The organism is Streptomyces sp. NPDC111656 (genome assembly GCF_055656965.1).
The window spans coordinates 308,782-323,442 of record NZ_JBVKCA010000006.1 but is presented as its reverse complement, the minus strand read 5'-3'; the positions used below and the strand labels follow the sequence as shown (position 1 = coordinate 323,442).

Genomic DNA, 14,661 nt, shown 5'->3' with positions numbered 1-14,661 from the left:
CTCCGTCACCGTTGCCCAGAAAGAAGGGTGCCTGGGAGACGAACCGTGAACGTTGTCGCCCCCGGACGGCTCTCCAGCCCGACCGTGCCGCCGTGGGCCTCCACCACGGCCGCCACGATGGACAGCCCGAGCCCCGCGCCACCGCCCGCTCCACCGGTGCGGCGGCGGTCGGCTCTGGTGAAGCGTTCGAAGACGCCGGGCTGGACGTCCTCCGGGACTCCCGGGCCGTCGTCGTGGACCGTCAGGACGGCCGTCTCCGCGTCGGTCTCCAGGGACACCGTGACCTTGGTGCCAACAGGCGTGTGCCAACGGGCGTTGGCCAACAGGTTGGCCAACACCTGTTGGAGGCGGTGGGCGTCGCCCGTCACCGTGACCGGTTCCTCCGGGAGTTCCAGCGTCCAGCGGTGGTCGGGGCCCGCGGCGCGGGCGTCGGTGACCGAGTCGAGGACGAGGTGGGTGAGGTCGACGGGAAGGCGCTCCAACGGGCGGCCCGCGTCGAGGCGGGCGAGCAGGAGCAGGTCGTCGACCATCTCGCCCATGCGCGCCGACTCGGCGGCGATGCGCTCGAGGGCCCGGGTGACCTTGGGCGGCACCGGGTCCGGGTGCAGCAGTGCCAGCTCGGCGTGGCCGCGGACCGAGGCGACCGGCGTGCGCAGCTCATGGCTGGCGTCGGCCGCGAAGCTGCGCAGCCGTTCCTCGCTCGCGTGCCGCTTGGTCAGGGCGTCCTCGACATGGCCGAGCATCCGGTTGAAGGCACTGGCGAGGCGGCCCACCTCGCTGCGTGGGTCCTGCCCTGGCGCGCGCGGCGGCAGCGCCACCTCACCGCTGGCGAGCGGCAGTTCGCTGACCCGGGTCGCGGTCGCGGCGACCCGGCTCAGTGGGCGCAGCGACCAGCGCACCCACAGGGCTCCGGCGACTCCGGCGACCACGAGGGCCAGGCCGAAGACACCGCCGGCGACCAGTTCCAGGCGGTGCACGGCGGTCCTGACCGGTTCCATCGGCAGCCCGGTGACCAGGACGTCGCCGTCCAGTCCGCGCGCCGCCAGCACGCGGTAGTGGCCGAGTGCCGACAGACAGACGGTGTGGGCGCGGCCGTCGGTGGGGATGCCGGCCAGGGTCTGCCGGTCGGAGGTGGTCAGGGACACGTTCAGGTCGGTGACGTTCTGGCCGGAGGGCACGACCGCCGCGTTGGTGACGTCCCGGCCGACCAGCCGCGCGCCGAAGGTGCCGGTGCTCTGCCGCCGGGTGTCGCCGTGCTCGTCGCCGTCATGGTCCGACGGCTTGACGGTGCCGTGCTCCAGGCTCGCGGGGAACCGTACCCCCACGTCGTGCAGTTGCTGGTCGAGGCGGCCGGTGAGGAAGCCGTTCAGTTCGTACACCGCGGCCACGCCGACGGCGGCGCAGCTGACGGCGAGCAGCACCAGGAGCCCGGCGGTGAGGCGGGCCCGCATCGTGCGCGCGAGCGGCAGTCGGCGTACGACCGCCCGCGCCCGTGACCACCGGCGCCGGCTCATCGTCCGGCCACCGGCTTGATCACGTACCCGGCGCCCCGCACCGTGTGGATCATGGGCTCGCGGCCCGCGTCCACCTTTTTGCGCAGGTACGAGATGTACAGCTCCACGACATGGGCCTGACCGCCGAAGTCGTAGGACCAGACGCGGTCGAGGATCTGCGCCTTGCTGAGCACCCGGCGCGGGTTGCGCATCAGGAAGCGCAGCAGTTCGAACTCGGTCGGCGACAGCTCGACCAGCTCGCCGCCCCGGGTCACCTCGCGGGCCTCCTCGTCCATCACGAGGTCGCCGACGGTCAGGCGCGGGCCCTCGTCCAGCTGCCGGGCCATGCCCGCGCGGCGCAGCAGGCCGCGCAGCCGGGCGACGACCTCCTCCAGGCTGAACGGCTTGGTCACGTAGTCGTCGCCGCCCGCGGTGATGCCCGCGATGCGGTCCTCGACGGCGTCCCGCGCGGTGAGGAAGAGCACACAGACCTCGGGGTGCACGGTGTGCAGGGTGCGCAGCACGGCGAAGCCGTCGGTGTCCGGGAGCATCACGTCGAGGACGACGGCGTCCGGCATCAGCTCGCGTGCCTCGGTGACGGCCGAGGCCCCGTCGCCCGCCGTCCGGACCTCCCAGCCCTCGTAGCGCAGGGCGCCGGAGAGCACCTCGGCCAGGTCGGGATCGTCATCGACGACGAGGACGCGTACGGGGGTGCCGTCGGGGCGGGTGAGCGCGGGCAGGCCGGTGCCTCGGGAGCGGGGAGTGTTCATGTCGTCTTCCAGGATCACCCCTCGCCGGAGCCGGCGGCGCCCCTCCCGCCTCTGAGTTTCCTCTGAGCGGTCCGCGCGCACCGCTCTGCGTTTCCTGTGAATCCGCGACGAGAGCGCCCCTTCAGAGGCTGCTCAGAAGTTGCCGAAGCACAGTTTCCTCCCGGACAGCCGGAAGGACGGACATATGACCACGGTGTACGAGCGGACAGCGGTCCCTCGCCCGTCACGCGGACGCGGACGACCGCGCCCCTCGCCCGCCGGGCCCCTGCTGGCCCTGCTGTGGGCCGGGGCCGGCGCGGTCGTCGCCCTGTGGTGGTACGACACGCGGTCGGTGGTGGGCCTCGCCGGGTGGCTGACGGACGCCGGGCGGATCGCCGGGCTGCTGTGCGGCTACAGCTGCGCGGTGCTCGTGGCGCTGATGGCCCGGGTGCCCCTGCTGGAGCGACGGATCGGCTCCGACCGGGTGGCCCGCTGGCACGCCATGGCCGGCCGGTACACGGTCAGCCTGCTGGTGGCGCACGTCACGCTGATCCTGTTCGGGTACGCCGCCCAGGACGGGGCGGGCATCGTGCACGAGACGCTGAGCGTGGTGTTCGACTACCCGGACATGCTCAAGGCCACGACCGGCACGCTCATCCTCTTCGCGGTCGGGATCACCTCGGCGCGCGCGGCCCGCCGCCGGATCAGCCACGAGTTCTGGTACTACCTGCACCTGCTCACGTACGTGGCCGTGTTCCTCACCTTCTTCCACCAGCTCGCGCTGGGCTCGGACTTCGTCGGCGACACCGGGGCCCAGGCCGCCTGGTACGTGCTCTACCTGGGCACGGCGGCGCTGGTGGTGTGGTTCCGGCTGCTCGTCCCGGTGCGGCTCAACCTGCGGCACCAGCTGCGCGTGGAGTCCGTGTACCGCGAGGCGCCCGGGGTCTTCTCCGTCGTCGTGTGCGGGGAGCGGCTGGACGAGCTCGGCGCCGAAGCGGGGCAGTTCTTCCGCTGGCGGTTCCTCGCGGACGGGATGCGGTGGACCTCGACGCCGTACTCGCTGTCGGCGCCGCCGCGCCCCGACCGGATGCGGATCACCGTGAAGGCGCTCGGCGACCACAGTGCCGCCGTGGGGCTGCTGCGGCCCGGCACCCGGGTGTGGGCGGAGGGCCCCTACGGGGCGCTGACCGCCGAGCGGCACTCCGGACGCAAGGCGCTGCTGATCGCCGGCGGCGTCGGCATCACACCGCTGCGCGCCCTGTTCGAGACGCTGCCCGGCGAGCCCGGCGACGTGACGCTGCTCTACCGGGCGAGCACGGCCGAGGACCTCGCGCTCGGCGCCGAACTGGAGGCGATAGCGCGGTGGCGCGGGGCGCGCGTCCTGTACGCGGTCAACGGCGCCGACGGGACACGTCCGCGGTTCACGGCCGAGTCCCTGCGGGCCTCCGTGCCCGATCTCGCCGGGCACGACGTCTATCTGTGCGGTCCGCCCGCCATGGCGCGGGACCTGTACGGGGCGCTGCGCGCGGCCGGGGTCCCCGACCGCCGTATCCACCACGAGTCGTTCGAGCTGTGAGGTCACCGTGCACGCCCTGAAGAAGCACCGTCCGCTGCGCCGGGTGACGCTGGCGGCCGCCACCACTGTCACCGGTTTCGTCCTGCTGCTGTCGCTGAAGCCGCACACGGCGCCGACCGTGGCGCAGGCGACGTCGTCCGCAGGACAGTCACAGTCGCCGTCCCGGTCACCTACGCCCGGAAGCTCCTCGGAAGGCTCGTCCGGGAGCACGAAGAGCACCGGCACCAAGACCGTCACCGGTGACACGGTCCAGACCCGCTGGGGCCCCGTCCAGGTGCGCGTCACGCTGAAGAACGGCAAGATCACCGATGTGACCGCGGTCTCCTATCCCTCGGACAACCCACGGGACCAGGAGATCAACAGCTACGCCCTTCCCCAGCTCAGGAGGGAGGCGCTGGCCGCGCAGAGCGCCCGGATCGACTCCGTCTCGGGGGCCACGTACACCAGCGACGGATACCGGCAGTCCCTCCAATCGGCACTGGACTCGGCAGGCCTCTGAACGCACGGCCGTCGCGCGCCGTATCTCTGGGCCAGGGGCCTCTCCCCTAGCCCCGTCCCCACGGACGACCACGGAGGAACCGTGTCCACGATCGCCGGTGGCCGCGCCGCGCGGCGCCAGACCTTGCGCCGTATTCGCCCACGACGCTCCCCCGCCGTCCTACTGCTGCTCGCCGTCGGGGCGGGCGCGGCCGGGGTCATCTGGCTGTGGTGGAGCAACACCCCGTCCATCGCCGACGACAACAGCAAGATCCTCAACGCGGGCCGGATCACCGGGCTGCTCGCGGGGTATCTGATGGCGCTGGTCGTGCTGCAGATGGCCCGGGTGCCCGCCCTGGAGCGTCGGGTGGGCTCGGACCGGGTGGCGCGCTGGCACGCCATGAGCGGCCGGTACACGATCTGTCTGGTGCTGGCGCACCTGGTGCTGATCATGTGGGGCTACGCGCTGCAGGCGGGCAAGAGCTTCGGCGACATCGTCCAACAGACCATCGACTCGATCAACCAGCTGCCCGACATGGGCAAGGCGGCGATCGGCACCGGCCTGCTGTTCCTGATCGGCCTGCTCTCCATGGGCCCGGTGCGCCGCAGGATGGGCTACGACACCTGGTACCACATCCACCTGCTCACCTACGCCGCCGTCTTCCTGACGTTCTGGCACCAGCTGTCCACGGGCAACGAGTTCGCCGTCGAGCCGACCGCCAAGACGGTCTGGTACGGGCTGTACGGGTCGGTGACGGCCCTGGTGATCTGGTACCGCATCCTCTCGCCGATCCGGCTGAACCTGAAGCACCGGATGCGGGTCGAGGCCGTGATCGAGGAGACCCCCGGGATCGTCTCGGTGCTGATCAGCGGGCGCAAGCTGCACCGCATGGGTGCCGAGGCCGGGCAGTTCTTCCGCTGGCGCTTCCTGGCGCCGGGCATGCGGCTCAGCTCGCACCCGTACTCGCTGTCGGCGGCGCCCCGCCCCAACATGCTGCGCATCACGGTGAAGGCGATCGGCGACCACAGCTCGGCGCTGCGCGACCTGCAGCCCGGCACCCGGGTCTGGGCGGAGGGCCCGTACGGGGCGCTCACCGCGGGCAAGCGCAGCCGCGGCAAGGTGCTGCTGGTGGCGGGCGGGGTCGGCATCACGCCGATGCGGGCGCTGTTCGAGACGCTGCCCGGCGCGGCGGGCGACCTGACGCTGCTCTACCGGGCCAACACCACCCAGGACCTGGCCCTGTGGGACGAGCTGGCGGCGATCGCCGAGGAGCGCGGGGCCCGGCTGATGTACGCGGTGAACAGCCCCGAGGGCGAGCGTCCGGACATCTCGGCGGAGACGCTGAGCCGCAAGCTGCCGGACATCGACCGCCACGACGTCTTCATGTGCGGGCCGCCCGGCTTCGCGCAGCAGGTCTACGAAGCACTGCGCGGCGCGGGGGTTCCCGCCCGCCGCATCCATCACGAGTCGTTCGAGATGTGAGCGACGGGAGTCAGGAGCGATGAAGAAGAGTCACCCTTTGCGGCGTGTCGTACTGGCCGGCGCCGCCACCGTGTCCGGAATCGTCCTGCTGCTGTCGCTGAAGCCCGCCTCCGATCCGGCGTCCGCGTCGGCACAGGGCGCCGCGCCCCAGCAGTCGGTGGCGGGACAGGAGTCGCCCCAGGGCGGCAGCGCGCAGCAGTCGTCCACGGGGGCCCAGACGGTCACCGGCGATGTCGCGCAGACCCAGTACGGGCCCGTTCAGGTCCGTATCACCGTCAGCGGCGGAAAGATCACCAAGTCCGAGGTCGTCCAGATTCCCAGCGGCGGACGCAGCACCGAGGTCAGCAACGCCTCCGTGCCCAAGCTGAACCAGGAGGCCGTCGCCGCGGGCAGCGCGAACATCGACGCGGTGTCGGGTGCCAGCTACACGAGCGCCGGATACAAGAAGTCGCTGCAGTCGGCCCTCGACAAGGCCAAGGCGAGCGGCAGCGGTTCCTCGGGAGCGGCGGGATCGACCGGGTCCGCGGGCGCCGGCTCCTCGGCGTCCAAGGCGCCCGCCGCACAGGCCAAGACCGTCACCGGAAGCGTCGCCCAGACCCAGTACGGGCCCGTTCAGGTCCGTATCACCGTCAGCGGCGGAAAGATCACCAAGTCCGAGGCCGTGCAGGCGCCCAAGGGCGGGCTGAGCGACCAGAAGACCGCGCTGGCCGTGCCCAAACTCAACCAGGAGGCGGTCGCGGCCGGGAACGCGAACATCGACGCCGTCTCCGGTGCCACCTACACCAGCACCGGTTACAAGCAGTCCCTGCAGTCGGCCCTGGACAAGGCCGGTGGCTGACCCGGACCAGGAGCCGCCCGCCCTGCGGCACGCGGAAGAGGTCATGGGCACCGTCTTCTCCTTCGACGTGCGCGGCGGCGAACCCGAGGCCGTGCGGGCCGCGTTGGAGGAGGCGGTCGCCCAACTCCACCGGGTGGACGAGGTGTTCAGCACCTATCGGGAGGACAGCCAGATCTCGCGCCTCGCGCGCGGGGAGCTGACGGCCGAGGAGTGCGATCCGGAGGTCGCCGAGGTGCTCGACCTGTGCGCCGAGGCGGAACGGGTCAGCGACGGCTGGTTCAGCTCGACGTACGAGGGCCCACTCGACCCGACGGGGATCGTGAAGGGCTGGTCGACCGAGCGCGTGGCCCGTCACCTCGCGGCGGCCGGCGCGACCGGAGTCAGCGTGAACGGCGGCGGCGACGTCCAGCTGCTCGGTGCGCCCGGCACGCACCGCCCGTGGCGGGTCGGCGTCTCGGACCCGCTGCGTCCCGGTTCACTCGCGGCCGTGGTCTCCGCGGCCGGGGTCGACGAACTGTCGGTGGCCACCTCCGGCACCGCCGAGCGCGGCGCGCACATCGTCGACCCCCGCACCGGCCGCTCCGCGGTCACCGACCTGGTCGCCGTGACGGTGGTGGGCCCCCGCCTGACCTGGGTGGACGCCTGGGCGACGGCGGCCTTCGCGATGGGCTCCCGAGAGGCCCTGACGTGGCTGGAGTCCCTCCCCGACATCGAGGCCTTACTGATCACGGCGGGAGACGAGGTCAGATGCACCGGCGGCTTGGCTCAACGGCTGGGGTGAGTGTCCGTCTTTAGGGGCGCGGGGAACTGCGCGAGCAACCACGAAGCACCCGCACCCGAATGTACGACGGTCGGTGGGGGCGCACCCCAACCCGGGGTGCGCCCCCACCGACCGTCGTACAGCTCAATGATTGTTCTGAGCCAACCGCAACAGGTGATCGGCCAGCGCCTGCCCCCCGGTGGGATGACGACTGATCAGCAACAACGTGTCATCCCCGGCGATCGTCCCGAGAATGTCCTGCAGCTCGGCCTGGTCGATGGCGGAGGCGAGAAACTGCGCAGCCCCCGGCGGGGTGCGGAGAACCACGAGGTTCGCGGACGCCTCCGCGGAGATCAGCAGCTCCGCCGAGAGCCGCCGCATCCGCTCCTCCTTCGCCGACTCCCCCAGCGGCGCGCGCGGGGTGCGGAAACCGCCCTCGCTCGGCACCGCGTAGATGAGGTCGCCGTCGTTGTTGCGGATCTTCACCGCGTTCAGCTCGTCGAGGTCCCGGGAGAGCGTCGCCTGTGTGACGCTCAGTCCGTCGTCGGCGAGGAGCTTCGCCAACTGGCTCTGGGAGCGCACCGGTTGCCGGTTGAGGATGTCCACGATCCGGCGGTGGCGTGCGGTGCGGGTCTGCGGCACGGCAGGCCCGACGTGCTCGTGATCCTGCGCCTGACTCATCGTCGTCGTCTCATTCTTTGGCTCGTCCGTCCCCGTTGGCTACAGCGTCGAGGACACCGGGAAGGGCCTGGAGGAACGCGTCCACCTCGTCGTCGCTCAGGTTCAGCGGGGGCATCAGCCGTACGACATCGGGGGCGGGCGCGTTGACCAGAAGACCGGCGTCCTGAGCCGCCTGCTGCACCTGGGGCGCGAGCGGCTCGGTGAGCACGATACCCAGGAGCAGGCCCGCACCCCGGACATGGTCGATCAACGGGTTGCCGAGTGACTCGATTCCGCCCCGCAGTTTCTCGCTCGCGGCCTTCACGTTCTCGAGGAGCCCCTCGGAGGCGATCGTGTCGAGGACGGCGAGTGCTGCGGCGCAGACGACCGGGTTGCCGCCGAAGGTCGAACCGTGGTGGCCGGGCTTCAGCAGCTCGGCGGCCCGGCCGAAGGCGACGGTCGCGCCGAGCGGCAGTCCGCCGCCGAGGCCCTTGGCGAGGGTGACGACGTCCGGCAGGACACCTTCGTGGTCCTGGTAGGCGAACCAGGGTCCGGTGCGGCCGATGCCGGTCTGCACCTCGTCGAGGACGAGGAGGCTGCCGGTGGCGGCCGTGATCGCGCGGGCGGCCTTGAGGTAGCCGGGCGGGGGTACGACCACGCCGTTCTCGCCCTGGATCGGCTCGATGATCACCAGGGCGGTGTCCTCGGTGACCGCCGCGGCCAGCGCCTGCGCGTCACCGTAGGGCACGTGCGTGACGTCACCGGGCAGCGGCAGGAACGGCTCCTGCTTGCCGGGCTGGCCGGTGAGCGCGAGGGCGCCCATGGTGCGGCCGTGGAAGCCGCCGTGGGTCGCCACCATGTGGCCCCGGCCGGTGAGCCGGCCGATCTTGAAGGCGCCCTCGTTGGCCTCGGCGCCCGAGTTGCAGAAGTAGACCCGGCCCTCGCGGCCGAAGAGCTGGAGCAGCCGTTCGGCGAGCGCGACGGGCGGCTCGGCGACGAAGAGGTTGGAGACATGGCCGAGGCAGGCGATCTGCCGGCTCACGGCCTCGACGATCGCCGGGTGGGCGTGGCCGAGCGCGTTGACCGCGATACCGCCGACGAAGTCGAGGTACTCCTTGCCCTCCGCGTCCCACAGCCGGGTGCCCTCGCCGCGGACGAGCGGCAGCCGCGGGGTGCCGTAGTTGTCCATGAGCGCGCCCTGCCACCGCTGGGTGAGCTCCGCGTTGGTCCCGGTCATTCGGCGTCCCCCTGTTCATCGGGCCGTGCGTCCGGCACGACCATCGTGCCGATCCCCTCGTCGGTGAAGATCTCCAGCAGGATCGAGTGCTGGACCCGGCCGTCGATGACGCGGGCCGTGGTGACGCCGTTGCGCACGGCGTGCAGACAGCCCTCCATCTTCGGCACCATGCCGCTGGCCAGCTCGGGCAGCAGCTTCTCCAGTTCGGTGGCGGTCAGGCGGCTGATCACCTCGTCGCTGTCGGGCCAGTCCTCGTAGAGGCCCTCGACGTCCGTGAGGACCATGAGGGTTTCGGCGCCCAGTGCCGCAGCGAGAGCCGCAGCCGCCGTATCAGCATTGACGTTGTAGACATGTCCGTCGTCCTGGCTCCGGGCGATCGAGGAGACGACCGGGATCCGGCCGTCGGCGAGCAGTGCCTCGATCGCGCCCGTGTCGATCGCGGTGATCTCGCCCACCCGCCCGATGTCGACCAGCTCCCCGCCGATCTCGGGCTGGTGCTTGGTGGCGGTGATGGTGTGCGCGTCCTCGCCGGTCATGCCGACGGCGAGCGGCCCGTGCTGGTTGAGCAGTCCGACCAGCTCGCGCTGCACCTGACCGGCCAGGACCATGCGTACGACGTCCATGGCGTCCTCGGTGGTGACGCGCAGGCCCGCCTTGAACTCGCTGACGATGCCGTGGCGGTCGAGGGCGGCGCTGATCTGCGGGCCGCCACCGTGCACGACGACGGGCTTGAGGCCGGCCTGCCGCAGGAACACCACGTCCTGGGCGAAGGCGGCCTTCAGCTCCTCGTTCACCATGGCGTTTCCGCCGAACTTGATGACGACCGTCTTGCCGTTGTGGCGGGTCAGCCACGGGAGTGCCTCGATGAGGATCCGGGCCTTGGGCAGTGCGGTGTGTTTCCGCGTCACATTGCTCATGAGGAGTAGGCGCTGTTCTCGTGGACGTAGTCCGCGGTGAGGTCGTTGGTCCAGATCGTGGCGGTCTGGGAGCCCGCGGCGAGGTCGGCGACGATGTGGACCTCGCGGTAGCGCATGTCGACGAGGTCGCGGTCCTCGCCGACGCCGCCGTTCTTGCAGACCCAGACGCCGTTGATGGCGACGTTGAGCTGGTCGGGCTCGAAGGCGGCGGCGGTCGTGCCGATCGCGGACAGCACGCGTCCCCAGTTGGGGTCCTCGCCGTGGATCGCGCACTTGAGGAGGTTGTTGCGGGCGATGGAGCGGCCCACCTCGACGGCGTCGTCCTCGCTCGCGGCGTGCACGACCTCGATCTTGATGTCCTTGCTGGCGCCCTCGGCGTCCCGGATGAGCTGCTGGCCGAGATCGTCGCAGACCGCGCGTACCGCCTCGGCGAACTCCGCGTACTCGGGGGTGACCGCGCAGGCGCCGGAGGCGAGCAGCAGCACGGTGTCGTTGGTCGACATGCAGCCGTCGGAGTCGACGCGGTCGAAGGTGGTGCGGGTGGCGGCGCGCAGTGCCCTGTCGAGGGTCTCGGAGTCGAGGTCCGCGTCCGTCGTCAGCACGACGAGCATGGTGGCCAGGCCGGGGGCGAGCATGCCCGCGCCCTTGGCCATGCCGCCGACGGTCCAGCCGTCGCCCGTGTGCACCGAGGTCTTGTGCACGGTGTCGGTGGTCTTGATGGCGATGGCGGCCTTCTCGCCGCCGTGCGCGGAGAGCTGGGCGGCGGCCGACTCGACCCCGGGCAGCAGCTTGTCCATCGGCAGGAGTACGCCGATGAGCCCGGTCGACGCGACGGCGACCTCGCCGGCGTTGACGTCGAGGACCTCGGCGACCTTCTCGGCGGTCGCGTGCGTGTCCTGGAAGCCCTTGGGGCCCGTGCAGGCGTTGGCGCCGCCGGAGTTGAGGATCACGGCGGAGACCTGACCGCCCTTGAGGACCTGCTCGGACCACAGGACCGGCGCGGCCTTCACGCGGTTGGAGGTGAAGACGCCCGCGGCGGCGAGGCGGGGCCCGTTGTTGACCACGAGGGCCAGGTCCGGGTTGCCGTTCCCTTTGATGCCTGCTGCGATGCCGGAGGCGGCGAAGCCCTTGGCAGCGGTGACGCTCACGGTGCGACTCCGATCGTGGAAAGACCCGTTTCCTCGGGAAGCCCGAGGGCGATGTTCATGCTCTGCACGGCCCCGCCGGCCGTGCCCTTGGTCAGGTTGTCGATGGCGCTGATCGCGATGATGCGGTGCGTCGCTGCGTCGTACGCGACCTGGACCTGAACGGCGTTGGAACCGTAGACGGACGCGGTGGCGGGCCACTGCCCCTCGGGCAGCAGGTGGACGAAGGGTTCGTCGGCGAACGCCTTCTCGTACGCGGCGCGCAGGGACTCACCGGTGACCCCTTCACGCGCCTTCGCGCTGCACGTGGCGAGGATGCCCCGGGGCATCGGCGCGAGCGTGGGTGTGAAGGAGACGGTGACCGGCTCCCCCGCCGCCGCACCGAGGTTCTGGATCATCTCGGGGGTGTGCCGGTGGACGCCGCCGACTCCGTACGGGGACATGGAGCCCATGACCTCGCTGCCGAGCAGATGGGGCTTGGCCGCCTTGCCCGCGCCGGAGGTCCCGGACGCGGCGACGATCACGGCCTCGGGTTCGGCGAGTGCGGCCGCGTACGCCGGGAAGAGGGCGAGCGAGACGGCCGTCGGGTAGCAACCGGGCACCGCGATGCGCTTGGACCCCTCCAGCGCGGCGCGGGCGCCCGGCAGTTCGGGAAGGCCGTACGGCCAGGTGCCGGCGTGCGCGGAGCCGTAGAACTTCTCCCAGTCCGCCGCGTCCTTGAGCCGGAAGTCGGCGCCCATGTCGACGACGAGAATGTCGGGGCCGAGCTGCTCGGCGACGGCGGCGGACTGCCCGTGGGGCAGCGCGAGGAAGACGACGTCGTGGCCGGCGAGGACGTCCGGAGTGGTCTCCTGGAGGACTCGGTCGGCCAGCGGCAGCAGGTGCGGCTGCAGTGCGCCGAGGCGCTGTCCGGCGTTGGAGTTGCCGGTCAGGGCGCCGATCTCGACCTCGGGGTGCGCCAGGAGCAGACGCAGGGCTTCGCCGCCCGCGTACCCACTCGCTCCCGCCACTGCTGCGCGTACCACCATGGAACCCTCCTCCTAGATGGCATGACTATACGTATCGCTGCACGTTTATGCAATCCAGCCGTATTAGGATCGCCGACATGGCGCTGCGACCTGTTCAGGTGAACATAAAGGCTCTTGACGACTCGGCGGTCGGTCGGTTCTGGGCGGAGGCACTCGGCTGGGGTGTTTCCAGCGAGGGACCCGGCGTGACCAACGTCGAGCCCCTCGGCGGCTTCGTCTGGCCGGACCCGGTCGCCGTCTGCATCGACGTCGTCACCGTCCCGGGACCCAAGACGACGACGAAGAACCGTGTGCACCTCGACCTCGCCACCACCTCCGCGGCCCATCAGGCGGAGTTGGTCGCGCGTCTGAAGGCTCTCGGTGCGACGCCCGCCCACGTGGGCCAGGGCGATGTGCCGTGGACGGTCCTCGCCGACCCGGAGGGCAACGAGTTCTGCGTGCTGGAGCCTCGGGAGAGCTACCGGGACACCGGGCCGATCGCCGCGGTGGTGGTCGACTGCGAGGACCCGCGGGCCATGGCCCGGTTCTGGGGTGGGGCGATGGACTGGACCCTGCACGAGGTGACCGCCGATCACGCGGTGTTGCGCTCCGCCAAGGGTGTCGGCCCGTATCTCGAGTTCCTCCGCACGCCCGGCGTGAAGACCGTGCCGGACCGCGTCCATGTCGACCTGCTGCCGTACCCCGGTGACGATCAAGCGGCGGAGGTGGCCCGGCTGCGGGCCCTCGGCGCCACCGACCTCGACCTCGGCCAGGGCGACGTCCCGTGGACCTGCCTGGCCGACCCGGAGGGCCACGAGTTCTGCGTCCTCGCCCGGTCCTGACCCGGAGCCTCGACGACTCAGTGAGAGCGGGGTGCGGGCGGACGACGCGTTCGGGTCGGTGGCGGGACAGTCAGCGGTGGGCGGCGCCGGGCGACGGAGGCGCGTGGGGCGGGGTCAGGGGCGGGAGGTGCGGGGCTGGGCGGCGCGCTCCGTGTTCCGCTCAGCGTGCTGCTCCGCGCGCTTCTCCTTGATGCGGACCTCTTCCTTGCGGACCTCGGCCTGGGTGGCGCGCTCCCGGCGCAGCCAGCCCGGGTCCTCCTGCTTCAGGGCGTCGATCTGCTCCGTGGTGAGGGCATCGGTGACCCCGCCGCGGGCGAGCCCGGCGATGGAGATGCCCAGCCGCGCGGCGACCACGGGCCGGGGGTGCGGGCCGGTGCGCCGCAGCTCCTGGAGCCACGCGGGCGGATCGGCCTGCAGGGCGTTCAGCTCGGCGCGCGAGACGACGCCCTCCTGGAACTCGGCGGGGGTGGCCTCGAGGTACACACCCAGCTTCTTCGCCGCGGTGGCGGGCTTCATGGTCTGGGTGGTCTGGTGCGACGTCATGCGTCAAGGGTATCGAGCGTGTGCGCGACCTCCGACCACGACCGATAGCCTGGCGAGGTGACTGGCTCGGAAGTACCCCCTTCGTTCCGGCTCGCCTATGTCCCGGGAGTGACGCCCACGAAGTGGGTGCGGATCTGGAACGAGCGGCTGCCCGACATCCCCCTCACCCTCGTCGCGGTCTCCACCGCCGAGGCGTTCGACGTGCTGCGGGGGCGCGGCGCCGACGCCGGATTCGTCCGGCTGCCGGTCGACCCGGAGGACCTCAGCGCGATCCCCCTCTACACCGAGACGACGGTGGTCGTGGTCCCCAAGGACCACATCGTGGCGGCGGTCGACGAGGTGACCTCCGAGGACCTCGCCGACGAGATCGTGCTGCACCCCCTCGACGACACCCTCGACTGGGAGCGTCCGCCGGGACAGCCCGCGTTCGAACGCCCCGCCACGACCGAGGACGCCGTCGAACTCGTGGCGGCGGGCGTCGGGCTCCTCGTCGTCCCCCAGTCCCTCGCCCGCCTGCACCATCGCAAGGACCTCACCTACCGGCCGGTCACGGACGCCCCGGAGTCACGCGTCGCGCTGTCCTGGCCGCAGGACGCGACCACCGACCTGGTCGAGGACTTCATCGGGATCGTCCGCGGCCGGACCGTCAACAGCACACGGGGACGCGCCCACGCCCCGGCGGCGCCCGCGGCTCCGACGAAGGCCAAGCGTCCCGAGACGGGCGGCGGCGCACGGCGCAAGCCCGCCGCGGGCAAGTCGTCCGGCAAGTCGACGACCGGCAGGAACCCCCGCGGCGGCGGTTCCGGAGGCGCCAAGGGCGGCGCCAAGCGGGGCAAGCCCCGCCGCCGTTCCTGACCCGGGCCGAAGCGCCGTCGGCCCCTCTCCAGGATGGCCCGGCAGATGAAGCCCGGGGCTGCCCGGCGGATGCAGCCCA

15 protein-coding genes are annotated in these 14,661 nt (G+C 71.7%); 7 read left to right on the top strand and 8 right to left on the bottom strand.

Features of this window, described 5'->3' with window-relative positions; all coding sequences use genetic code 11:
- Positions 1 to 5 precede the first annotated feature (5 nt).
- Positions 6 to 1,514 carry a sensor histidine kinase gene (locus ACZ7M3_RS20415; protein WP_472064954.1) on the bottom strand — a complete coding sequence of 503 codons (1,509 nt, stop codon included), beginning with the start codon at positions 1,512 to 1,514 and terminating at the stop codon, positions 6 to 8.
- A complete protein-coding gene (locus ACZ7M3_RS20410; protein WP_190169750.1) occupies positions 1,511 to 2,263 on the bottom strand; it encodes a response regulator transcription factor in 753 nt (250 codons plus the stop codon). The genes ACZ7M3_RS20415 and ACZ7M3_RS20410 overlap by 4 nt, the downstream gene beginning before the upstream one ends.
- Before the next feature lie 184 nt (positions 2,264 to 2,447).
- Here ACZ7M3_RS20410 and ACZ7M3_RS20405 point away from each other — a divergent pair, with 184 nt between their 5' ends.
- The 5 genes from ACZ7M3_RS20405 (at position 2,448) to ACZ7M3_RS20385 (ending at position 7,397) form a co-directional block, all read left to right on the top strand.
- A complete protein-coding gene (locus tag ACZ7M3_RS20405) occupies positions 2,448 to 3,818 on the top strand; it encodes a ferredoxin reductase family protein (RefSeq protein WP_472064952.1) in 1,371 nt (456 codons plus the stop codon).
- Between the two features lie 7 nt (positions 3,819 to 3,825).
- The gene (locus tag ACZ7M3_RS20400; protein ID WP_472064950.1) at positions 3,826 to 4,317 is read left to right on the top strand and encodes an FMN-binding protein; all 492 of its coding nucleotides are present in this window, start codon (positions 3,826 to 3,828) and stop codon (positions 4,315 to 4,317) included.
- Between the two features lie 81 nt (positions 4,318 to 4,398).
- Entirely contained in the window at positions 4,399 to 5,778 is a 1,380-nt protein-coding gene (locus ACZ7M3_RS20395) for a ferredoxin reductase family protein (RefSeq protein WP_472064948.1), read from the top strand.
- Positions 5,779 to 5,797: 19 nt separating this feature from the next.
- On the top strand, positions 5,798 to 6,616 hold the full coding sequence (locus ACZ7M3_RS20390) for an FMN-binding protein (RefSeq protein WP_472064946.1): 819 nt from the start codon (positions 5,798 to 5,800) through the stop codon (positions 6,614 to 6,616).
- A 43-nt stretch (positions 6,617 to 6,659) separates the two neighbouring features.
- Positions 6,660 to 7,397 (top strand): FAD:protein FMN transferase, encoded by a 738-nt coding sequence (locus ACZ7M3_RS20385; RefSeq protein WP_472065238.1) that lies wholly within the window; start codon positions 6,660 to 6,662, stop codon positions 7,395 to 7,397.
- Positions 7,398 to 7,520: 123 nt separating this feature from the next.
- On the opposite strand, the gene ACZ7M3_RS20380 is transcribed toward ACZ7M3_RS20385, so the two are convergent.
- Genes ACZ7M3_RS20380 through argC form a run of 5 tightly spaced genes read right to left on the bottom strand, consistent with a single transcriptional unit; the run spans position 7,521 to position 12,363 of the window.
- Positions 7,521 to 8,057 (bottom strand): arginine repressor, encoded by a 537-nt coding sequence (locus ACZ7M3_RS20380; RefSeq protein ID WP_266581191.1) that lies wholly within the window; start codon positions 8,055 to 8,057, stop codon positions 7,521 to 7,523.
- 10 nt (positions 8,058 to 8,067) lie between these two features.
- Positions 8,068 to 9,273 carry an acetylornithine transaminase gene (locus tag ACZ7M3_RS20375; protein WP_472064945.1) on the bottom strand — a complete coding sequence of 402 codons (1,206 nt, stop codon included), beginning with the start codon at positions 9,271 to 9,273 and terminating at the stop codon, positions 8,068 to 8,070.
- Positions 9,270 to 10,190: an acetylglutamate kinase gene (argB, locus tag ACZ7M3_RS20370; RefSeq protein ID WP_472064943.1), complete on the bottom strand. Its 921-nt coding sequence runs from the start codon at positions 10,188 to 10,190 to the stop codon at positions 9,270 to 9,272. The genes ACZ7M3_RS20375 and argB overlap by 4 nt, the downstream gene beginning before the upstream one ends.
- Complete coding sequence (gene argJ, locus ACZ7M3_RS20365; RefSeq protein WP_472064942.1) at positions 10,187 to 11,338, bottom strand: bifunctional glutamate N-acetyltransferase/amino-acid acetyltransferase ArgJ; 1,152 nt, start codon at positions 11,336 to 11,338, stop codon at positions 10,187 to 10,189. The genes argB and argJ overlap by 4 nt, the downstream gene beginning before the upstream one ends.
- The gene (argC, locus tag ACZ7M3_RS20360; protein WP_472064941.1) at positions 11,335 to 12,363 is read right to left on the bottom strand and encodes an N-acetyl-gamma-glutamyl-phosphate reductase; all 1,029 of its coding nucleotides are present in this window, start codon (positions 12,361 to 12,363) and stop codon (positions 11,335 to 11,337) included. The genes argJ and argC overlap by 4 nt, the downstream gene beginning before the upstream one ends.
- A 77-nt stretch (positions 12,364 to 12,440) precedes the next feature.
- Here argC and ACZ7M3_RS20355 point away from each other — a divergent pair, with 77 nt between their 5' ends.
- Positions 12,441 to 13,184 (top strand): VOC family protein, encoded by a 744-nt coding sequence (locus ACZ7M3_RS20355; RefSeq protein WP_472064940.1) that lies wholly within the window; start codon positions 12,441 to 12,443, stop codon positions 13,182 to 13,184.
- Between the two features lie 114 nt (positions 13,185 to 13,298).
- On the opposite strand, the gene ACZ7M3_RS20350 is transcribed toward ACZ7M3_RS20355, so the two are convergent.
- Entirely contained in the window at positions 13,299 to 13,727 is a 429-nt protein-coding gene (locus tag ACZ7M3_RS20350; protein WP_472064938.1) for a DUF5997 family protein, read from the bottom strand.
- Positions 13,728 to 13,784: 57 nt separating this feature from the next.
- Between ACZ7M3_RS20350 and ACZ7M3_RS20345 the strand changes: the two genes are divergently transcribed.
- A complete protein-coding gene (locus ACZ7M3_RS20345) occupies positions 13,785 to 14,582 on the top strand; it encodes a LysR family transcriptional regulator substrate-binding protein (protein ID WP_472064936.1) in 798 nt (265 codons plus the stop codon).
- Positions 14,583 to 14,661 lie beyond the last annotated feature (79 nt).